12 protein-coding genes are annotated in these 18401 nt (G+C 67.8%); all 12 read left to right on the top strand.

The annotated features are described in order from the left end of the window. Window positions 1-129 precede the first annotated feature (129 nt). Window positions 130-936 (top strand): ABC transporter permease, encoded by an 807-nt coding sequence (locus ACFPO9_RS22535; RefSeq protein WP_379775230.1) that lies wholly within the window; start codon window positions 130-132, stop codon window positions 934-936. Then, window positions 936-2156 carry an ABC transporter ATP-binding protein gene (locus ACFPO9_RS22540; protein WP_379775233.1) on the top strand — a complete coding sequence of 407 codons (1221 nt, stop codon included), beginning with the start codon at window positions 936-938 and terminating at the stop codon, window positions 2154-2156. The genes ACFPO9_RS22535 and ACFPO9_RS22540 overlap by 1 nt, the downstream gene beginning before the upstream one ends. A 10-nt stretch (window positions 2157-2166) precedes the next feature. After that, window positions 2167-3564 carry an FkbM family methyltransferase gene (locus ACFPO9_RS22545; RefSeq protein WP_379775235.1) on the top strand — a complete coding sequence of 466 codons (1398 nt, stop codon included), beginning with the start codon at window positions 2167-2169 and terminating at the stop codon, window positions 3562-3564. A 2-nt stretch (window positions 3565-3566) separates the two neighbouring features. Continuing rightward, a complete protein-coding gene (locus tag ACFPO9_RS22550; protein WP_379775238.1) occupies window positions 3567-7730 on the top strand; it encodes a glycosyltransferase in 4164 nt (1387 codons plus the stop codon). 1 nt (window position 7731) lies between these two features. After that, window positions 7732-9147 carry a UbiA family prenyltransferase gene (locus ACFPO9_RS22555; protein ID WP_379775240.1) on the top strand — a complete coding sequence of 472 codons (1416 nt, stop codon included), beginning with the start codon at window positions 7732-7734 and terminating at the stop codon, window positions 9145-9147. A gap of 100 nt (window positions 9148-9247) precedes the next feature. Continuing rightward, a complete protein-coding gene (locus tag ACFPO9_RS22560) occupies window positions 9248-10228 on the top strand; it encodes a glycosyltransferase family 2 protein (protein ID WP_379775242.1) in 981 nt (326 codons plus the stop codon). Beyond that, window positions 10221-10616 (top strand): GtrA family protein, encoded by a 396-nt coding sequence (locus tag ACFPO9_RS22565; protein WP_379775244.1) that lies wholly within the window; start codon window positions 10221-10223, stop codon window positions 10614-10616. Before ACFPO9_RS22560 ends, ACFPO9_RS22565 begins: the two co-directional genes overlap by 8 nt. After that, entirely contained in the window at window positions 10606-11472 is an 867-nt protein-coding gene (locus tag ACFPO9_RS22570; protein ID WP_379775247.1) for a GNAT family N-acetyltransferase, read from the top strand. Before ACFPO9_RS22565 ends, ACFPO9_RS22570 begins: the two co-directional genes overlap by 11 nt. A gap of 1 nt (window position 11473) precedes the next feature. Continuing rightward, on the top strand, window positions 11474-12253 hold the full coding sequence (locus ACFPO9_RS22575; RefSeq protein WP_379775250.1) for a PIG-L deacetylase family protein: 780 nt from the start codon (window positions 11474-11476) through the stop codon (window positions 12251-12253). 54 nt (window positions 12254-12307) lie between these two features. After that, window positions 12308-14392, top strand: coding sequence for a DUF7024 domain-containing protein (locus ACFPO9_RS22580; RefSeq protein WP_379775252.1), 2085 nt, complete (start codon window positions 12308-12310; stop codon window positions 14390-14392). A gap of 25 nt (window positions 14393-14417) precedes the next feature. After that, on the top strand, window positions 14418-16517 hold the full coding sequence (locus ACFPO9_RS22585; protein ID WP_379775255.1) for a DUF7024 domain-containing protein: 2100 nt from the start codon (window positions 14418-14420) through the stop codon (window positions 16515-16517). 93 nt (window positions 16518-16610) lie between these two features. Then, on the top strand, window positions 16611-18317 hold the full coding sequence (locus ACFPO9_RS22590) for a histidine kinase famiy protein (RefSeq protein WP_379775258.1): 1707 nt from the start codon (window positions 16611-16613) through the stop codon (window positions 18315-18317). Window positions 18318-18401 lie beyond the last annotated feature (84 nt).

Below are 18401 nucleotides of genomic sequence, written 5' to 3' on the forward strand. Positions count from 1 at the left end.
ACACTCTTGTCCAATTTGCTTACATCTGTACCAATTGTGTGGCATTACCGTAGAGTATAATTTTGCGCTCGAACGGCCTTGCCACCTTATGAAGAACCGCCTTACTCACCTTTTCGTGCCCACCACGCCATGATCGCGCCGCAGATGCTGCGCGGCCTGTGGACCTATCGCGGTTTCGTCTTCGGTAGCGTCAAGCGCGAATTCCAGGCGAAATACATGAATGCGATGCTCGGCGCCCTGTGGTCGCTGCTGTCGCCGCTCGCCATGATCGTGGTGTACACCGTGATCTTTTCCGAGGTCATGCACAACAAGCTGCCCGGCGCCGACGCCGACGCGCGCTTCGCCTACAGCATCTACCTGTGCGCCGGCATCCTGACCTGGGGCCTGTTCGCCGAGATCATCGCGCGCGCCCAGAACATGTTCATCGAGCAGGCCAACCTGATCAAGAAGATCAGCTTCCCGCGCATCTGCCTGCCGCTGATCGTGGTGCTCAATGCGCTGGTCAACTTCGGCATCATCTTCGGCCTGTTCACGCTGTTCCTGCTGGCCTCGGGCAGCTTTCCGGGCCTGGTCTTCCTCGCCCTCATCCCGGTACTGCTGATCCAGCTGCTGCTGGCGCTCGGCATAGGCATGATCGCCGGCGTCCTGAACGTGTTCTTCCGCGACGTCGGCCAGTTCGTGACGATCGCGATGCAGTTCTGGTTCTGGTTCACGCCGGTGGTCTATCCGGTCACGATCCTGCCGCCCGAGGTGCGCGCCCTGCTCGGCTGGAATCCGATGGCGCGCCTGGTCCTGGCCTACCAGGAAATCCTGGTGAAGGGCATGGCGCCCGACTGGACCTCGCTGCTGCCGGTGCTTGCGCTGGCACTGCTGCTGTGCATGCTGGGATTGCGCCTGTTCCGCCGCCGCGCCGGCGAGATGGTGGACGAACTCTGATGGGCCGTATCGTCGTACAAAATCTGGGCAAGGCCTACCGCCAGTACCCGACGCGCTGGTCGCGCCTCGCGGAATGGATGCTGCCCGGCGGGCCGCGCCACACGCTCAAATGGGTATTGCGCGACATCGGCTTCACGGTGGAGCCGGGCGAGGCCGTGGGCCTGATCGGCATCAACGGCGCGGGCAAGAGTACCCTGCTCAAGCTGATTACCGGCACCACCCTGCCGACCACCGGCGGCGTCCACATGGAGGGCCGCGTGGCCGCCCTGCTGGAGCTGGGCATGGGCTTCCATCCCGACTTTACCGGGCGCCAGAACGTGTTCATGGCGGGCCAGCTGCTCGGCATGACGGTCGAGGAAATCCAGCACCTGATGCCGCAGATCGAGGCCTTTGCCGAGATTGGTGACTACATGGACCAGCCGGTGCGCGTGTACTCGAGCGGCATGCAGATGCGGGTCGCGTTCAGCGTTGCCACCGCGCGCCGCCCGGACATCCTGATCGTCGACGAAGCCCTGTCGGTGGGCGACGCCTACTTCCAGCACAAGAGCTTCGACCGCATCCGCAGCTTCCGCCGCCACGGCACCACGCTGCTGCTGGTCTCGCACGACAAGCAGGCGATCCAGTCGCTGTGCGACCGCGCTATCCTGCTCGACGGCGGCCGCCTGGCCCGGCAAGGTCCGCCGGAAGAGATCATGGATTTCTATAACGCGATGATCGCCGAGCGCGAAAACGAGACGGTGCGCCTGAACGCCACGCCGGAAGGCAAGGTGCAGACCGTGTCCGGCACCGGCGAGGCCACCGTGGCCGACATCGCCCTGCTGGACGAGACCGGCCAGCGCGTCGAAGTCGTCGACGTCGGCAGCGAGGTGACCCTCGCGGTGACGGTGGCGGCCAGGGCGCACATTCCGCGCATGGTGCTGGGCTACATGATCAAGGACCGTCTCGGTCAGCCGATGTACGGCACCAACACGCACCTGAAGGAACTGCCGCTGCAGGACGTCGCCGCCGGCGAAGAAGTCACCTACCGCTTCCGTTTCCCGATGAACCTCGGGCCGGGCACCTATTCCGTGGCCACCGCGATCGTCAGCACCGAGACGCACCTCGTCAACAACTACGAATGGCGCGACCTGGCGCTGGTGTTCACGGTCGTGAACATGCGCCGGCCGTATTTCGAGGGCTCGGCCTGGCTCGACCCGGTCATCGACATCGAACGCACATGAACAAGCGCCCATGAGATTCATTTCCTACGCCCAGAACAACGAAGACGTGCTGCTGTGGCGCGCGCTCGGCGACCTCAAGAACGGCTTCTACATCGACGTCGGCGCCAATGACCCGGTCGAGCATTCGGTCACCAAGGCCTTCTACGACGCCGGCTGGCGCGGCATCAACATCGAGCCGCTGCCGGCGCACATCGCCGCCTTCGACGCCCAGCGACCCGGCGACCGCAACCTGGCGATCGCGGCCGGCAGCCAGAATGGCGAACTGACCCTGTACGACGTGCCGGCCGTGCGCGGCTGGGCTTCGCCTGAAGCCTCGGTGGCTGAACTGCACCGCGCGGAAGGCCATGAAGTTGCCGAACTCACGGTGCCGGTACGCACCCTGACCTCGGTCTGCGAGGAATACGTCGAGGGCGAGATCCACTTCCTGAAGATCGACGTCGAGGGCTTCGAGGGCGAAGTGCTGCGCGGGATGGATTTCGCGCGCTGGCGCCCGTGGGTGCTGGTGATCGAGGCGACCGTGCCCGGCAGCCGCGAGACCAACCACGCGAGCTGGGAACAGCTGGTTACCGACGAGCGCTACCACTACGCCTGGTTCGACGGCCTGAACCGCTATTACGTGGCCGAGGAACATGCCGAACTGCTGGACAGCTTCGGCATCCAGCCGAACGTGTTCGACGACTTCATCCCGCAGCACCTGGACAGCGCCTGGCGCCAGATCGACGCGCTGCAGGAAGACGTCGGCAAGCTCGACGCGATGCTCGGCACCGTGCAGGCGCATGCCGCCGACGTCGAACGCCGCGCCACCGAAATGGAACGCAGCGCCGCCGCGATGGCCGCGCATTCCGCCGACCTCGAACGCCGCGCCACCGAGATGGAGCGCAGCGCCGCCGAGATGGAACAGAGCGCACTGGCGCACCGCGCCATGTACGAGGAGTCGGCCCGGCAGGCGGAGATGCTGGCCCAGGAAGGCGAGAGACTGCGCCAGGAAAAGCAGGCCATCGAGGCCCAGCTCCACCAGAGCGCGGCATGGGGCAAGGAAATGGAGCAGCGCCTGCTGGCCGTCTTTGCCAGCACTTCGTGGCGCATCACCGCGCCGATGCGCTTCGTCATGCGCCGCGGCCCGGACAGCATGGCCAACATCGCCCGCCGCAAAGCCAAGGGCGCCGCGCGCCGCGGCCTGCGCTGGGTGACCTCGCGCGAGTGGCTGCGCCGTGCGGTGCTGCCGCTGGTGATGCGTTCGCCGCGCCTGCAGGACGCGGTCTCGCGCACCCTCGCCGCCGCCAAGCAGGCCACCGCCGACAGCGCCGCCCCGGCCGGCAATGTGCCCCACCTGTTGCGCGAACTGCCGCAATCCGCGCGCGAGGCGCTGGGCCAGCTGCGCCACGCCTACGCACCGCATAAAGAATAAGCATGCGCCTGATTATCGATTTCTGCGCGCCGCCAGCGGCGCCCTCGCCCGACACCGCCACCCTGCTCGCGCTGGCCCGAACCCTGCTGCGCGCGCGCGGCAGCCATGAGGTGCACGTGACCGTCGGCAGCCGCCATCCGGCCGATCTGGATGCGCTGCGGCATGCGCTGGACGGCCTGCTGGCGCCCGGCCATTTCCATGTCTACGCCCGGCCAGTCGCCGCCGATGCGTGGCGCCGCCATGCCGCCGCCACGTTGCGGGCCAGCTTCCTGGCCGCGCTGGCGCCCGACGCCGTCCTCGACATGGAGCAGGCCGATGCGCTGCCTGCCGCAACGCAGGCGCCGACCCTTCTGCAGGCGCCGGCCATCGCCGCCGCCGCGCTGCAAGCCGGCGGCGCCGACGATGCCGCCGCGCTCTGGCGCAGGCTGGAGGCGCTGCGCGCGCCGGCCGCCGGTGCGGCGCGTGCTGCTCCGGCCGCGAAGCCGAGGCTGGCGCTGGTATCGCCACTGCCGCCCGCGCATTCGGGCATTGCCGACTACAGCGCCGAACTGCTGCTGGAGCTGGAGCGCCATTATGCGGTCGAGCTGGTGCCGGGCCCGGGCGCCACGCCCGAGGCGCAGCTGGCGCGCTTTCCCCAGCGTGACGCCGATTGGTTCATGCAGCACGGCGCGTCCTACGACCGGGTGCTCTACCACTTCGGCAATTCGAACGTGCACAAGCACATGTTCGCACTGCTGCGCCGCCATCCCGGTACCGTGGTGCTGCACGACTTCTATCTCAGCGGCGTGCTCGACAACATGGAGCGCGACGGCGACGTGCCCGAAGCCTTCATCCAGGCCCTGTACGCATCGCATGGCTACACCGCCCTGCGCGACCACCGCGAGCAGGGCCGCAATCCGACGATCTGGCAATATCCCTGCAACAAGGAAGTGCTGGACCGGGCCGCCGGCGTCATCATTCACAGCGACTTTTCGCGCCGTCTGGCCGAGCAATGGTACGGCCCCGGCAGCGCGGACGGCTGGCGCACCATCCCGCTGCTGCGCGGCCAGGTGGCGCCCGGCGCCGATGCCGCGGCCGCGCGCCGCGCCGCGCGCGAACGCCTGGACATCGGCGCGGGCGACTATATTGTCAGCAGCTTCGGCATGCTCGGCGCGACCAAGCTGAATCATCGCCTGCTGGATGCCTTCCTGGCGTCGCCGCTGGCCGCCGATCCGCGCTGCCGCCTGGTATTCGTGGGCGCCAACGATGCGGGCCCCTACGGCATCGAACTGTCGCGCAGGATCGCCGCCAGCGAGGCCGGGACGCGCATCCGCATCACCGGCTTCGTCAGCGCCGGCGCCTACCAGGACTGGCTGGCCGCGAGCGACTGCGCGGTGCAGCTGCGGGCCCAGACCCGCGGCGAAACCTCGGCTTCGGTGCTCGACTGCCTGATGCATGGACTGCCGGCCATCGTGAACGCGCACGGCGCCGCCGCCGACCTGCCGCCTGAAACACTGTGCATGCTGCCCGACGAGTTCGACGATGCCGAACTGACCGCGGCCCTGGCCTCGCTGCATGCCGATCCGGCTCGCCGCGCGGCGCTCGCGCAGGCCGGCCGCGTCCACGTCGCCGAACACCATGGGCCGGCAGCCATCGGCAAGCTCTACCTCGACGCGATCGAAGCCTTTGCCGGCGACAGCGCGCCGGCGCAGCGGCGCCAGCTGCTTGCCGCCCTCAGCGCGCCCGGCACCCCGCGTCCGCCGGACGAGGCGGCGCTGGTCGAAACCGCCACCATGATGGCCGCGAATGCCTTGCCGACCGCGCCGCGCCAGTTGCTGGTCGACATCTCGGCGCTGGTCCAGGCCGACTACAAGACCGGCATCCAGCGTGTCGTGCGCAGCATCGTGCTGGCGCTGATCAAGGAACCGCCGCCCGGCTACCGCATCGAACCGGTGTACAGCGAAGGCGGCAACCACTGCTACCGCTATGCGCGCCGCTTTACCTGCGGCATGCTGGACGTGCCGCCGCTGGCGCTCGAGGATGCGCCGATCGAGGCGCGCGCCGGCGACGTGTTCCTGGGCCTGGACCTGGCGTCCAGTCTGACCACCCAGAACCAGCCGCAACTGATGGCCCTGCGCAGCAAAGGCGTCAAGATCTGGTTCACGGTGTACGACCTGCTGCCGCTGCTGCGTCCCGAGTGGTTCCCGTTCGGCTCCCAGAAATATTACGGCGACTTCATCGACACCATCTCGCTGGTGGCGGACGGCATCGTGACGATCTCGCGCGCGGTGGCCGACGAGCTGGCCGCATGGCTGGCGCAGCGCCCCAACCGCCGCCTGTCGCCGCTCAAGCTGTCCCACTTCCACCTGGGCGCCGACATCGACGCCAGCGCGCCGACGCGCGGCCTGCCCGATAACGCCGCGCACGCGCTGCAGGCGCTGGCGGCCGCGCCGACGCTGCTGATGGTCGGCACCCTCGAGCCACGCAAGGGCCAGGCCCAGGCGCTGGCCGCCTGCGAACTGCTGTGGGCCCGGGGCGTGGCGCTCAACCTCGTTATCGTCGGCAAGAACGGCTGGCTGGTCGATGCCCTGGCAGAGCGCCTGGAATCGCATCCCCAGCGCGACAGGCAATTGTTCTGGTTCAACGGCGTCTCCGACGAGATGCTGTTGCAGCTGTACCAGCACAGCTCGGCGCTGCTGGCGGCCTCCGAAGGCGAAGGCTTCGGCCTGCCGCTGATCGAAGCGGCCCAGAAGGGTCTGCCGGTCATCGCCCGCAACATTCCGGTATTCCGTGAAGTCGCCGGCAATCACGCCTTCTATTTCGACGGCACCGGGCCGGACGACCTGGCCGCCGCCATCGAAGCATGGCTGGCGCTGCACATGGCCGGCACAGCGCCGCCCTCCAGCGCCATGCCGTGGCTGACCTGGCGGCAAAGCGCGCAACAGCTGATGGAGGCCGTGCTGCATGACCGCCACCATGCCCGCGTGGGCACCGACCAGGTGGCGCGGCAACTGCTGGTGGACATGTCGGCGATGGTCCGCGAAGACCTCAAAACCGGCATCCAGCGCGTGGTGCGCGCCCAGCTGCTGGCGCTGCTGGGTCTGCAGAACAGGCAGCGCCAGGTACTGCCTGTCTACCTCAGCGATGAGGGCGGCCGCTGGCATTACCGCTACGCGCGCCGCTACATGCACGAACTGGGCGGCGCCGACAGCTACGGCGTCCACGACGACGAAGTGCATGTCAGCAGCGGCGACGTGTTCTACTGCCCCGACCTGTTCCCGGGCGCGGTGAACGAGGCCGCGCGGGTCGGCCTGTACGCGGCCTGGCGCGATGCGGGCGTGCGCATCTGTTTCATGGTGCACGACATCCTGCCGGTGCTGCGCCCGCAATTCTTCCCGCCCCGCGTCGAGAAGGTGTTCGGCGACTTCCTCCACACCATCGGCAAGGAAGCCGACTGCCTGGTCTGCATCAGCGCCGCCGTGGCCGACGAAACCCGCGCCTGGCTGAGCACGAGGGCGGGCCTGCACGCGCTGCCGGAATTCGCGGTGCTGCACCACGGCGCCGACATCGATGCTTCGCACCCGAGTACCGGCCTGCCGCCGGACGCCGACGCCGTGCTGGCCAGCCTGAGCGCCGCGCCGAGCTTCACCATGGTCGGCACCATCGAACCGCGCAAGGGCCACATGCAGACCCTGGACGCCTTCGAGCAGCTGTGGGCGCAAGGCAGCGACGCGCGCCTGGCGATCGTCGGCAACGAAGGCTGGAAGGGCTTGCCGGACAAAGAGCGCCGCACCATTCCGGCCCTGATGGCGCGCCTGCGCGAGCATCCGGAGCTGAACCGCCGCCTGTTCGTGCTGCACGGCGCCAGCGACGAATTCCTGGACCGGATCTACGCGGCCAGCACCTGCCTTCTGATAGCGAGCGAAGGCGAAGGCTTCGGCCTGCCGCTGATCGAGGCCGCGCGCCACGGCGTGCCGCTGTTGGTGCGCGACCTGCCGGTGTTCCGCGAAGTCGCCGGTGAGCATGCCGCCTACTTCAGCGGCGAAAAAGGCGCCGCGCTGGCCACCGCGGTCCAGGACTGGTTGCGCTTGCACGCCGCCGGCCAGGCGCCTGCCTCGACCGGCATCACCATGCGCACCTGGGCCGACAATGCGGCCGATCTGGTCGGCCTTCTGTTCAAGGACTAAGATGCAGACCTGCGCGGCACCGCTCGTGGTCGACCTCGACGGCACCCTGATCCATACCGATCTGCTGTGGGAATCGCTGGTGCTGTTCCTCAAGCGCCATCCGCTGCAGGCCTGGCGCCTGCCGTTCTGGCTCCTGCGCGGCAAGGCTGTTCTCAAGGAAAACCTGGCCGTGCACGCCGGGCTCGATGCGGCCGCCCTGCCCTACGACGAGGTCCTGCTGGAGCACATCGCGCGCCAGCGCGAGGAGGGCCGCGAGATCGTGCTGGCCACCGGCGCCCATGCGCAGCTGGCGGACGGGGTCGCCAATCACCTGGGCCTGTTCGACCGCGTGCTCCCGACCAGCGGCGGCGTCAACTTGAGCTCGCATGCCAAGGCGCGCCGGCTGACCGAGCTGTATGGCGCTGGCGCCTGGGACTACGTCGGCAATTCGCGCGCCGACCTGCCAGTGTGGCTGGCCTGCCGCCACGCCTATTCCGTCACCACGCGGCCCTTCCGCCTGGCCGACGGCCGCCAGACCAGCCAGCTGGGCGCCGTACGCGGCGGCCTGCTCGGTCCGCTGCTGAAGGCCCTGCGTCCGCGCCAGTGGCTGAAGAACCTGCTGGTGTTCACACCCATGCTGGCCAGCCATACGCTGGACCTGCCGACTTTGCAGGCGTCGCTGCTGGCCTTTGCCGTGTTTTCGCTGTGCGCTTCCAGCGCCTACCTGCTGAACGATGCGCTGGACGCCCAGGACGACCGCCGGCATCCGGTCAAGCGGTGCAGGCCGATCGCCAGCGGCGCCCTGCCCCTGTGGCTGGGCCTGGCCGCCAGCCCGCTGCTGGCCGCGCTGGCGCTGGCGCTGTGCGCCGCCTTCAACCCACTGCTTCTGGCCGCCGCCGGCGTCTACCTGGTGTCCACGGTGACGTATTCGCTGCACCTGAAGCGCCTGCTGATGGTCGACATCGTCGCCCTGGCGATCCTGTACACCATGCGCGTGCTGGGCGGCGGCGCCGCCACCGGCATCGTGCCCTCGTTCTGGCTGCTGGCGTTTTCCTTCTTCATTTTCCTCAGCCTGGCGCTGCTCAAGCGGCACAGCGAACTGGGGCGGCTGCAGCGCGACGGCAAGGACAAGACCCATGGCCGGGGCTACACCACGGCCGACCGCCTGCCGGTCGGCATCATGGGCGTCAACGCCGCCTTCGTCTCGCTGCTGATCTTCATCCTCTATTTCCAGTCAGAGAACGTGCTGATCCTGTACGCGCGGCCGGCCTGGCTGCTCGGCATCATCCCGCTGCTGGTGTACTGGATGGGTAGGCTATGGACACTTTCCTTCCGCGGCGAGGTCAATGAAGATCCGGTGCTGTACGTCAGCCGCGACAAGGTGAGCCTGCTGGTGATTGCCCTGTGCACTGCGCTCGCAGTGGCGGCAAGTTGGTAAGCCAGGATACTATCCTTAAAGAAATATTTGCAATTGGACAACTATGTCAAATTCGGTTACCATAGACGATTGCGTTCAGGTTAACAAACCGCACAAGAGCATGCTGCCTCCCGATTCCGTCGCCGTCGTGATCCCCAGCTACAAGGTCACGCGCCATATCCTCGGCGTAATTGCCGGCATTGGTCCGGAAGTCGCGCGCATCTACGTTGTCGACGACAAATGTCCCGACGGCTCGGGCGCCTTCGTGCGCGCCAACTGCGAAGATCCGCGCGTGGTCGTCATCGAGCACGAGCAGAACCAGGGCGTGGGCGGCGCCGTCATGAGCGGCTACCGCGCCGCCATCAGCGAAGGCGCGGCCGTGATCGTGAAGGTCGACGGCGACGGCCAGATGGATGGCAAGCTGATCCCGCATTTCGTCGCGCCCATCCTGGCGGGCGAGGCCGACTACACCAAGGGCAACCGCTTCTTCGACCTGGAGCGGATCGGCTCGATGCCGCCGATGCGACTGTTCGGCAACGCCATGCTGTCTTTTCTCACCAAGTTGTCGTCCGGCTACTGGGACCTGTTCGACCCGACCAACGGCTACACGGCGATCCACGCCGACGCCGCCCGCTACCTGCCCTTCGACAAGATCAGCCGCCGCTACTTCTTCGAGACCGACATGCTGTTCCGCCTGAACACCCTGGGCGCGGTGGTGGCGGACGTGCCGATGGACGCGGTGTATGGCGACGAGGTCAGCAACCTGAAGATTTCGCGCATCGCCACCGAGTTCGCGGCCAAGCACGTGCGCAACTTCCTCAAGCGCCTGTTCTATAACTATTACCTGCGCAATATGTCGCTGGCCTCCATCGAGCTGCCACTGGGCGTCGTCCTGCTGCTGTTCGGCTCCATTTTCGGCATCAGCCACTGGATCGATGCCAGCCGTCATAACCTGGCGACGCCGGCCGGCACCGTGATGGTCGCCGCCCTGCCCGTCATCATGGGCGTGCAATTGATCCTGGCCTTCCTGGCCTACGACATCGCCTCGGTGCCGCGCCGGCCGCTGCACAAGAAGATTTTGTTCCGCAAACCGAATGCGTAAGCTCATGAACCATTCGCGCCAGTTCGGTACCTTCATCGCCGGCGGCCTGCTGTGCGCCCTGGTCGACATCGGCGTCATGCAGCTGCTGCTGCGCGCCGGCGCGCACTTCACCGGCGCCACCACGGCCGGCTTCCTGGCGGGCCTCCTGGTCAACTACGCCTTCCACAGCCGGGTGACCTTCGAGGCCGGCGCCAGCGCCTCCAGCTTCGCGCGCTACCTGTGCGTGGTCGGCCTGAACTACCTGCTGACCATGGGCTGCGTGTCGCTCGCGGTGGCGCTGGCCGGCATGCCGCTGGCGGGCAAGATCGTGTCGCTGCCGCTGGTCGCGGTCAGCGGTTACCTGCTGAGCAAATTCTGGATTTTCAGGAAAGCGCACCATGAGCACTGAACTGAGCTTTGCCCCGATCCGTACCGATGCCGCGGCCCTGGCGCAGTACGGCGCGCTGTTCAAGGCCTGCTTCCCGATGACCGACAAGTTCACGCCGCGCTACCTGGCCTGGCTCTACGTCGACAATCCGGACGGCAAGGCGGTCGGCTACGACGCCTGGGACGGCGAGCGCCTGGCGGCCCATTACGTCTGCATTCCGGCGCGCGCCTGGGTCGAGGGCAGCGAGGTCCCGGTACTGCTGTCGCTGAACACCGCCACCCACCCGGACTATCAGGGTAAAGGTCTCTTCACGAAACTGGCGGCGATGACCTTCGAGGCCGGCGCCGCCCAGGGCTTCGACGGCGTCTACGGCGTCGCCAATGCCAACAGCACGCCCGGCTTCGTGCGCAAGCTCGGCTTCCAGCTGGTGCGCCCGCTGGAGGCGCGGGTCGGCGTCGGCAGCCTGCGGCATGCGCCCAAGGCGGCGCCCGGCGCGCTGTCCTTCGAGCGCAGCTGGAGTGCCGAGGCCCTGCGCTGGCGCTGCGCGAATCCGCACAACCCGGTGTTCGTGAAGAACGGCGCCGGCAAGCTGCGCTTCCATGCCGCGGCCAGCGGACACAAGCTGCCGGCCTATGCCGAGCTGGATGCGGGTGGCGTCGATCTGCCGGCGTCCGAACGCGCGCCGGTGCTGTCGCCGCTGCGCCTGTTCATCGGCCTGGCGCCGGATGCCTCCAGCAGCTACTGGAACTACGCCAGCATCCCGATGCGTCTGCGCCCCTCGCCGCTGAACCTGATCTACCGCTCGTTCGCGCCGCGCGTGCGCGCGCTGGATCCGTCGCGCATCGCCTTCTCCTTCCTCGACTTCGACGCGTATTGAGATGAGTGACGCGCACGAGCGGCCGGCCGCCCTGTTCCTGTTCGCCCACCAGGACGACGAATTCGGCGTGTTCCAGCGCATTGCCGACTGCCGCGCCCAGGGCCTGCGGGTGGCCTGCGCCTATTTCACCGACGGCGCCACGGCCAGCGCCACGGCGGCCCAGCGCAACCTGGAATCGCTGGCGGTACTGCAGAAGCTGGGCGTGGAGCGCGACGAGGTCCACTTCGCCGGCCAGCAACTGGGCATCGCCGATGCGCAGCTGCCGCAGCACCTGCAGCGCGCCGCGCGCTGGCTGGAACACTGGCTGGATGGTTACGCGCAGATCGACTCGCTGCATGTGACCGCCTGGGAAGGCGGCCACCACGACCACGACGCCCTGCACGCGCTGGCGGTGACGGTGGCGGACCGGCGCGGACTGCTGGCGCGCACCTGGCAATATGCGCTGTACCAGGCCGCCGGCCTGCCCGGACCGCTGTTCCGCGTGCTGGCGCCGCTGCCGCAGAATGGGCCGGCCCGTACCTGGACTATCCCCTGGCGGATGCGCCGAACCTATCTGCGCCATTGCCTTTCGTATCCTTCGCAACGTGGCACCTGGATCGGCCTGCTTCCCTTCGTCCTGCTGCACTACCTGCTGCGCGGCACGCAGGCCCTGCAGCCGGTCGACCCGGGCCGCCTTGGCCAGCGCCCGCATGCGGGGCCGCTGTACTATGAAAAGCGCAAGTTCTTCACCTGGGACCGAATGGTCCTGGCGCTAGACGCCTGGCGCGCCGGTAAATGCTGAGCGGCTGAGCCGCCGAATACCCGTTTCCTGAATCCGAACGCCGACCCCGAGACCATGAAAAGAGAAGAGATCCCGAGCAGCACCGCCCGCGGCCTGCGCCGTCCCGCGCTGTTTCCGCTATTGTCGGCCGCCGTGCTGGCCGCCATCTTCGCCTGGATGCTAGTGCGCAGCCACGGCCTGAATCCCACGGTGCTGGCCGACGAGTGGTACTACAGCAAGATGGCGCGCCTGCAGCCACTGGCCGAAGCCATCGTCCCCTCCTATCTCTATCTGTGGCTGTTCGGCGCCACCAAGGCTTGCGGTAGCGGCTTCCTCGAATGCGCGCGCGCCGGCAATGCGCTGGCTTTTGTCGCCGCCGCGCCCTTCGTCTACCTGATCGCGCGCAGCGTGGCCGGCCGCTTCAGCGCCGCCGCGATCGCGCTGCTGGCCACGCTGGCCCCGCTGAACCTGTACACCGCCTACTTCATGCCCGAGGCACTGTATTACTTCGGCTTCTGCGTGCTGAGCTGGGTGGCGCTGACCCGCCGCCATTGGCATTGGGCGCAGCATGCGCTGGCCTGCGGGGTCCTGCTCGGCTTGATGAGCCTGATAAAGGTGCACGCCGTATTCCTGCTGCCGGCGCTGCTGCTGTTCCTCGCCTATTCGCGCTGGCTGGCCGGCGCGGGCTGGCTCGTCGGCGCACTGCTGTCGATGGCGATTGCCGGCGTGAGCACATTCGCGCTCAAGTTCGGTCTCGGCTGGCTGCTGGCCGGCGAGCCGGGCCTCAGCCTGTTCGGTCCGTTCTACCAGGGCGGCGCCACCGCCGCCGAGGCCGGCGACAAGATGCGTCTGCTGAATCCCGCCTTCGTGATCGCCCGCGCCCACCTGATGCTGCTGACGCTATCCTTCGGCGTGCCGCTGGCGCTGCTGCTGCAGGGCGTGCTGCGCCCCAGCAAGCGCGCCGAAGCTGGCCAGCCGGACCTGGTCGGTATCTACACCCTCTTGATGCTGGGCGCGGCAGCCGGCATGACGGTGCTGTACACCGCCACGCTGGCCGCCCCCGGTTCCAACGAAGGCCTGCGCATTCACGTGCGCTACTACAGCTTCGTGTTCCCGATGCTGTGGATGGTCGCCGCTGCGGCGCCAGAACGCCGCGAGCCGGCCGGCGCGCGTCTGCGCTGGGTCCTGGCCTTGCTGCTGACGGCGGTGCTGGCGGTCGCCTGGGTCAAGCTGCCGACCTACGCCATCAACGGCGTCGACAGTCCCGAAGCCGCCACCCTGCGCCTCGACCAGCCCTTCGGCCGTATCGTGCTCGGCCTGGAAGTCGTGGCCCTGCTGGCGTGGGCCGCCGGCCGCGGGTGGGCACGGGGCCTGTTCCTGTTTGCGCTGTCGACCCTGGTGATCGGCGGCGGCATCTCGCAAAACGCGTTCCAGCTCAGGCATCACAATCACGACTTGCCTTCCGACATGGCCGGCAAAGCGGCCCACCGCCTGGTGCCGCCCGCCGAGCGTGGCAAGATCACGGTGGCGGGCAGCGATGTCGGCCAGCTCATGCGCGCCCAGTTCCACATCGACGACAAGGACACGGCGATGCTGGACCTGCCCGAAGATGCCCCGATCCAGCCCTACCAAGTGCCTGTGCGCAACAAGTGGCTGGTGGTGTTCGGCAAGCATCCGCTGCCGCCGGGCCTGAACGTGGTCGAAGCCAGCGAACACTACGCCGTGGTACGCCTGGACAGCGAGCGCCGCGTGATCGGCAGTGCCGACCTGAACAAGCCCTTTACGCCGGACGGCCTGCTGGCAGGCGCCGAAGGCCTGTCCGGCATCGAGCTGTTCGGCCGCTGGTCGGACGCCAAGGAAGTGGTGCTGCACTTTAACCAGCCGCTGCCGCAGCATGTCTTCATCGTCATCAGGGCTTGGGCCTTCGCTGACAACGCCGAGCAACTCTTCAGCCTGCGCCTGGGCAATGCCAGCGTGCCGTTCCGCCTGGGCGGCACGCCGCAGGATGTCGGCCTGCGCCTGGACACCGACGGCCAGCAGCGCAGCCTGACGATCGTGGTGCCGCATCCGGTGTCGCCGGAGGAATTGGGCTCGCCGGGCGATCCACGCAAGCTCGGCATGGCGCTGGCGAACATCGAAATCTCGATGCCGGCCCGCTGAGCCGGCACAAGTCCTGGAGATGAGCATGGATCGATATCCGACGACGACCTCTGCCGCCGCGAACCGCAGCCGCCTGCTCGCGGGCGCCGGCCTGCTGGCCCTGTGCTGCGGCGTGTTCGTCTGGCTGCTGTTGCGCAACCATGGCCTGGGACCGGCAATTTTCTCCGACGAGTGGTACTACAGCAAGATGTCGCGCCTGCAGCCGCTCGCCGAGGCCATGGTGCCTTCCTACCTCTACCTCTGGCTGTTCCGCGCCAGCAGCGTGTGCGGCGCCGGATTCCTCGATTGCGCGCGCATCGGCAACGAGCTGTTCTTCGTGGCAGCGGCGCCTTTCATCTACGCGGTGACGCGCCGAGTAGCGTCCAGCTTGCTTGCGCTGCTGGTTGCCGCGCTGGCGCTGTTGACGCCACTCAACGTCTACACCTCGTTCTTCATGCCGGAGGCAAGCTATTACTTCGGCTTCGCCGTGCTGAGCTGGGTGATCCTGGCCTGGCAGGTGAGCGAATCGCGCTGGAACGCGCCACTGCAGGGCCTGGCGGCGGGCGCGGTACTAGGCCTGATGAGCCTGGTAAAAGTGCATGCGCTGTTCCTGCTGCCCGCAGTCTGCCTCTATCTCGGCTGCGCCGGGCGGCTGGCCGGCCGCGTGAACTGGCGGAGCAGGGGCGCGCTGGCGGCGCTGCTGGCCGCGGCCGCCACGCTGGCACTCAAGTTCGGCCTCGGTTACGTGTTTGCAGGCGAAGAGGCGCTGAGCGTGTTCGGTAGCTTCTATACCGGCACCGCCAACTCCCACGCGCGCCGGCCGCTGGCCGAGCTGCTGCGGGCGGCGTGGACCAGCGGCGCCGGCCACCTGATGGCGCTGGCGGTGCTGCTGGCGCTGCCGCTGGCGCTGCTGATCCATGCAACGCTCAGCCGCAGCGCGCGCGCGCAAGGCAGCACCGAACTCCGGCAGCTGCAGCTGTACAGCCTGCTGACGCTGGGGGCCGCGGGCGGCATGGCGGTCATGTTCACGGCATCGATCGCGGACGTCGCGCCGACCGAAGTGCTGCGCCTGCACATGCGCTATTACAGTTTCGTGTTCCCGCTGCTGCTGGCGCTTTCCGCCGCCGCGATCCACAGGCCGTGCCCCGCCACGCCGGCGCTTGCGTGGCCGGTGGCCCTGCTGCTGGCCATCGTGCTCGCCTGCGCCGTCTGGAAGCTGCCGGCCTATTCCATCAACGCCGTCGACGGGCCGGAAATCTACGGCGTCGGCATCGCCAGCCTGCCCGGCCGTGTCGTGGTCGGCCTCGAACTGCTTGCGCTGCTGTTGTGGGCCCGCGGCAGCCGCCTGGCCGCGCCGCTGTTCCTGTTCGTCGCCATGCCCGTGATGACGGTGCAGGGCGTGCTCAGCAGTGGCGCCTACCTGCGCAACATCGATCCGAATCTGCCGGCTTATGTGGCCGGCAGGTTTGCCTACGGCTACGTGCCGGCGGCCGAACGCAACCAGCTTACGGTGGTCGGCGCCGATGTCCTGGAGACGATGCATGCTCAGTTCTACGTCGACGCGCCGGACACGGGCACGATCGCATTGCCGCCGGGTGCGCCGCTGGCGCCGTACCACATGCCGCTGCGAAATAAATGGCTACTGGTCATCGGCCATCATCCGCTGCCGCCGGGCGTGCGGGCGGAAGTCGCCACCGACGTCTACGCCCTGGTGAAGATGGACACGCAGCGCCGGGTGATCGGCGTTACCCGTTTCGGCCAGCCGCTCGGCCCTAACAGCCTGGTGACCGCCGCCGAGGGCTTGTCCCACCTCGAGCCCTGGGGCCGCTGGTCGGAGGCCAAGCGCGTCGTGCTGCATTTCTCCCGTCCCCTGCCCGCACACGCGAACGTGGTGATCAAGGCCCAGGCCTTCGGTCCGAACACCGGCCTGCCGTTCACCATGAAGATCGGCAGCGAGGAACAGAGCTTCCGCGTCGGCGACCTGCCGCAGGACGTGACCCTGCGCTTCGCCACCGACGGCCAGCAGCGCAGCCTGACGATCGAGATCCCGAAGCCAACCGTACCGCACGACGTCAGCCCGTCCATCGACACCCGCCCGTTGGGCATCGGCCTGACCGACATCGAAATCTCCACGCCCGACACCTAGCACCGGCGATGTATCGCGTGGGTGCGTCCGCTAACAGTGGCCGCCCATCGCGCGCCATAAAATCGTCAGCACATGTGACGATGAGGGCGCGGAATGACGACCGGGAGCAACGAGGAAGAACGGCGGAAAAAGCCTTTGGACGATCAAGGCGGCCAGAGCGCGGGCGTGCCGGCGGACGGTGAGGTCGAGGGCAACGCCTATTCCCCGATGGGCGGCGCCGGCATCAAGCACTGGCAGGCCAGCTTCATCAGCCGCGACGGCCTGCACGACCGCGGCAATATCTTCTTCGCCGCCGTCGAGATGACGCGCATGCCGATGGTCGTCACCGATCCGCGCCAGCCCGACAATCCCATCGCGTTCGCCAACGGCGCTTTTTTCGACCTGACCGGTTACACGAATGAAGAAGTCGTCGGCCGCAATTGCCGCTTCCTGCAAGGCCCCCAGACGGATCGCGCCACGGTCGAGGAAGTGCGCAAGGCGCTCAAGGAGCAGCGCGCGGTGGCGGTCGACCTCCTGAACTACAAGAAGGACGGCAAGACCTTCTGGAACGCCCTGTACATCGGCCCGATCTTCGACCAGGACGGCGAGCTGTTGTACTTTTTCGCCTCGCAGATGGACATCACCGAGCGCCGCGCCACCCAGGAATCCTACCTGCAGGCGCAGAAGATGGAAGCGATCGGCCAGTTGACGGCGGGCATGGCGCACGACTTCAACAACCTGCTGCAGGTCATCAATGGCAACCTCGAAGTCGCCCTGCTCAGCCTGGACCGTCCGGACATGGCCCGCCAGCAGCTCGAGCGCGCCCAGCGCGCCGCCATGCGCGCCGGCAAGCTCACCCAGCAGCTGCTGACCTTCGCGCGCAAGCAGCGCCTCGAACCGCGGCGCATGAACCTCAACAACCTGGTCGTCGATTTTTCCGAAATGCTGGTGCGCACCCTGGGCGCCAAGGTCGAGCTGCGCCTCGACCTGCGCCCCGGCCTGCCGGTCTGCATGCTGGACCCGACCCATCTCGAGATGGCGCTGCTCAACGTCCTGATCAACGCGCGCGACGCCATGCCGGATGGCGGCGAGGTGACGGTCGCGACCGCCATCGTGCGCGGCGAAGACCGCCTCAAGGTCCATGGCCTGCCGCAGGGCACCTATGTCTCTTTGTGCGTGATCGACAAGGGCACCGGGATGGACCCGGAGGTGCTGCGCCGCGCGACCGAGCCCTTCTTCACCACCAAGGGGCCGGGCACCGGCCTGGGGCTGGCCATGGTGCACGGCTTCGTGCAGCAGTCGCACGGCCGCCTCGAGCTCGACAGCCATCCCGGCAAAGGCACCAAGGTGACGATGATCTTCCCGATTGCCGACAATGCCATCGGCCATGGCGATGCCGGCGCGGATCCGGGCCAGCCGTCCTCCGCAGGCGACGCGAAGGCCAGGGACGACAAGCCGTGCGTGCTGGTGGTCGAGGACAACGACGACGTGCGCGAACTGGCGGAACAGGTTCTGGAAATGGAAGGCTACGCGGTGCAGTCGGCGGCCAGCGGCGAACAGGCATTGACCATCCTGAAACAGGGCGCACCGGCCGACCTGCTGTTCACGGACGTGATCATGCCGGGCGGGATGAACGGACTGGAGCTGGTCGAACGGGCGCGCGCGCTGCGGCCGGGACTGACGGTGCTGGTCACGACGGGCTACATGGACGAACTGCCGCAAGGCGGGCGCGGCGGCGGCTTGAATATCCTGGCGAAGCCGTACCGGCAGGAGGATTTGCTGGAGCGGGTGAAGAAGGAGCTGGAGAAACGGGCGGCGTAAGGGCCGCCATGAACGCCGTCCCCGTACATGGACGCCCCCTTTTGTGCAAGCGTTCATTACAGTTTGGCCGTGAGGTTATAGATG

The organism is Massilia aerilata (genome assembly GCF_042656905.1).
GTDB classification, from domain to species: Bacteria; Pseudomonadota; Gammaproteobacteria; order Burkholderiales; family Burkholderiaceae_D; genus Telluria; species Telluria aerilata.

Excerpts from the sequence above, each read along its gene's own strand:
- ACFPO9_RS22535 (WP_379775230.1), top strand. The coding sequence starts at position 130 with ATGATCGCGCCGCAGATGCTGCGCGGCCTGTGGACCTATCGCGGTTTC.
- ACFPO9_RS22555 (WP_379775240.1), top strand. The coding sequence starts at position 7,732 with ATGCAGACCTGCGCGGCACCGCTCGTGGTCGACCTCGACGGCACCCTG.
- ACFPO9_RS22545 (WP_379775235.1), top strand. The coding sequence starts at position 2,167 with ATGAGATTCATTTCCTACGCCCAGAACAACGAAGACGTGCTGCTGTGG.
- ACFPO9_RS22565 (WP_379775244.1), top strand. The coding sequence starts at position 10,221 with ATGCGTAAGCTCATGAACCATTCGCGCCAGTTCGGTACCTTCATCGCC.
- ACFPO9_RS22575 (WP_379775250.1), top strand. The coding sequence starts at position 11,474 with ATGAGTGACGCGCACGAGCGGCCGGCCGCCCTGTTCCTGTTCGCCCAC.
- ACFPO9_RS22580 (WP_379775252.1), top strand. The coding sequence starts at position 12,308 with ATGAAAAGAGAAGAGATCCCGAGCAGCACCGCCCGCGGCCTGCGCCGT.
- ACFPO9_RS22585 (WP_379775255.1), top strand. The coding sequence starts at position 14,418 with ATGGATCGATATCCGACGACGACCTCTGCCGCCGCGAACCGCAGCCGC.
- ACFPO9_RS22590 (WP_379775258.1), top strand. The coding sequence starts at position 16,611 with ATGACGACCGGGAGCAACGAGGAAGAACGGCGGAAAAAGCCTTTGGAC.
- ACFPO9_RS22550 (WP_379775238.1), top strand. The coding sequence starts at position 3,567 with ATGCGCCTGATTATCGATTTCTGCGCGCCGCCAGCGGCGCCCTCGCCC.
- ACFPO9_RS22540 (WP_379775233.1), top strand. The coding sequence starts at position 936 with ATGGGCCGTATCGTCGTACAAAATCTGGGCAAGGCCTACCGCCAGTAC.
- ACFPO9_RS22560 (WP_379775242.1), top strand. The coding sequence starts at position 9,248 with ATGCTGCCTCCCGATTCCGTCGCCGTCGTGATCCCCAGCTACAAGGTC.
- ACFPO9_RS22570 (WP_379775247.1), top strand. The coding sequence starts at position 10,606 with ATGAGCACTGAACTGAGCTTTGCCCCGATCCGTACCGATGCCGCGGCC.